The sequence below is a fragment of the Moorena sp. SIO4E2 genome (genome assembly GCF_010671945.1).
Classification (GTDB): Bacteria; Cyanobacteriota; Cyanobacteriia; order Cyanobacteriales; family Coleofasciculaceae; genus Moorena; species Moorena producens.
In genome coordinates, this window is sequence record NZ_JAAHIE010000838.1 from 1 (window position 1) to 2,540 (window position 2,540).

The 2,540-nt window shown below is 39.1% G+C and carries 1 protein-coding gene; it reads right to left on the minus strand.

All coding sequences use genetic code 11. The annotated features are described in order from the left end of the window. Positions 1-73: 73 nt before the first annotated feature. A partial coding sequence (locus F6K37_RS37900; protein WP_287256202.1) for a rhoptry family protein occupies positions 74-2,540 on the minus strand: 2,467 nt, incomplete at its 5' end.

Consider the following 2,540-nt stretch of genomic DNA (forward strand, 5'->3'; position numbering starts at 1 on the left):
CATTACCTACTACCTACTACCTATTACCTATTACCCATTACCTATTACCCATTACCTACTACCCATTACCTAACTAAACCGGCAAAGCATTCAACAAGCGATCAAAAGAATCAGCCACATCTTCCAAGCCAATATCCAGCTCACTTTTGAGAGCTTCTAGCCGTTGCCGCAGTTCTGCAAAAAGTTTATTAATCGCTTCTCGCAAGTCTTTGGTCTTTTCCACTATTTTTTTCTGATACTGGCTATCTAGAGCATCACCCACTGCCTTAGGAATGTCTTCTAATAATTTAATGATCTTTCCATGTAACTGGTCTAGTTCATCAACAATAGTTTGAGGATAAATCTCTTTGAGCTTGTCTTTTAAATAAGGGAAAATTGATTCCATATTCATCACAAGCTCTTGGGGATAATTCGCTTCGATTAACAAACGGTTAAAGTGAACCAGATCACCCAGATCACTTTTATAGTCACCTAAACTTAAAACTTTAACCTCGGTAGTCAAGGTTACTTGCTCAAACTGTTGCTCATTGTAGAAGTCTTTCTGGATCAGCAGGTTATTCAACTCTTTAATCACCGCTTGCTTAGTTCCTGGTTTATTCGCCGTTAGCAACGATTTAGTTTGATCAGAAAGCTTACTATTGATGTACTCAGAAACTTTATCCTTGAAAACTTTATCCTCGGGGGTAGCAATTTTTTTGATTAAACTATTAATATCTTTAAAGTCACTCTCATCAAAGGAATTCAGCAGTAGCTTCGGCCTCAGATAATTTAAGGTTTCCGAAATTGTTTGATATGTCCCTTCAATTGCTTTTACCACCTCCTTACTCAGACTGTCAATTGCCTCTTTAAGACCATTAATTGCCTGACGAATTTGGTCACCTAGCGTCTTAGCAACCTTGCTGAGAATCTCCACTAATTGTTCCGGAGCCTTTTCGATACTGTTGATCACATTGTTAATGTCACCAAGAACAGTACGAGGCTGCTTTAGTAATTCGTCCAAAGCCAGGAGAATTTCCCGCAGAGGATTGACAATCTGTCGGTTGAGTTCATCGGGAATAACTTTCTTGAAGTGAGCAATTACCTGCTGAGGAGAAGTGCGGTTGGCACTTTGTTGCAAGCGATCGCGTTGGCTCTCATTCCCCTGGAGTCTAGTGGTGTCTGTAACGATAGTATTGACTTGTTCGAGAACCTCTTGAGGGGAAGTTGCAGTAAAGTTTTGATAAAGGTTTTCCAAGCGTTTTCGCAAATCTTCATAATCTACAGCAATTTTTGCTGGTGGAGTTGGCAAGCTGGCTGCTGGTGCTGCTAGAGTTTCTACCGCCTGGTGATAAGCTTTCACTTGTCCGGCAACGCCATCGGTTGCTAGATTGGGAGTCTCGGTGTAAGTTGCGATCGCTGTTTGGAGTTGCTGCAATTGCTGTGTCAAACCCTGCTCATCAACTGCATTCACTTGGTCTACGATCTTATTTCGGATATTATTAACCTCTTTAATTTTATCGGTAAACTTTAATTTCAATATGTCCTGCAAAGTTTTCCAAAAATCTGACTTGAGGACATCCGACAACCCGATATCCGCCATCAGCTTATCTACTTGACTCAAACCATCCGTCACTTTGCCCACAAGCTTCTCGACAGGTAAATTATCTAGGTGGGTTTTGACAGTTGCCAGCTGCTGATTCAGGAAATCTGTGATCATTGTGGGAGATAAGGACTCAATCACCCCTAGTAATTTTTGGTATAATTCTTCTAACAAATCCAACAATTGCTTGGGATTAATCACTTCTAGTTTTTCCAGGAGATTATTATAAAAGTCTTTGACTGGTTGAAGAAGTATAGAAGGCTTGTACTCATTTAATTTATCCACAAGAGGAGTAAGATAGGGGTCGAGAAACTTCACTACCAGAGTACCAGGTTGTAAAGATTCAATTTTGTCGTCAATTTTATGAAATTCCCCTTCCATTAAAGCCACAATATTGTCTAAGGGAGCTAAAATCTCATCAAAGGCAGCTTTCAACTCAGGGTTAACGACACCCGGAACATCCACCGCTTTAATTACTTCTGTTCCGACTTTTAGTGCGGTTTTAACCGGGGTACTAAGGGTAGAGACATCAACCGCTTTTAACTCCTTCTCCAAGCCATTGCTTTTGGTTACCACCACTTGAAACGCTGGTTTAAGGGACACTTTTTTGAGATTTTCAGTAATTGTCCCCATACCCTCTTCAGCGTCTTTTAGGGCATTAGTAATTTGAGGACTATTCAAAATGGCAGTAACTTTTTCAAACAGATCCTTGATTTTATTTTCTAACTGCTCTTGGTTGAGCTGGTTTTTAATTTTATTGTTAACGTCGTTAATTGAATCTTCTATTTTTTTAGTTTGCTTTTTTATTTCTCCAGAAAATTCATCAACTTTACCAACAATAGTTGTCGAGGCTTGATTACATCCTTTTTTAAAGGGTTTAACTAATTCTTGGGACTTACGAGAAGTAGTTTCAATAAACTGTTTTATTTTTTGAATAATTTCTTGAATATAGCTTTTAACA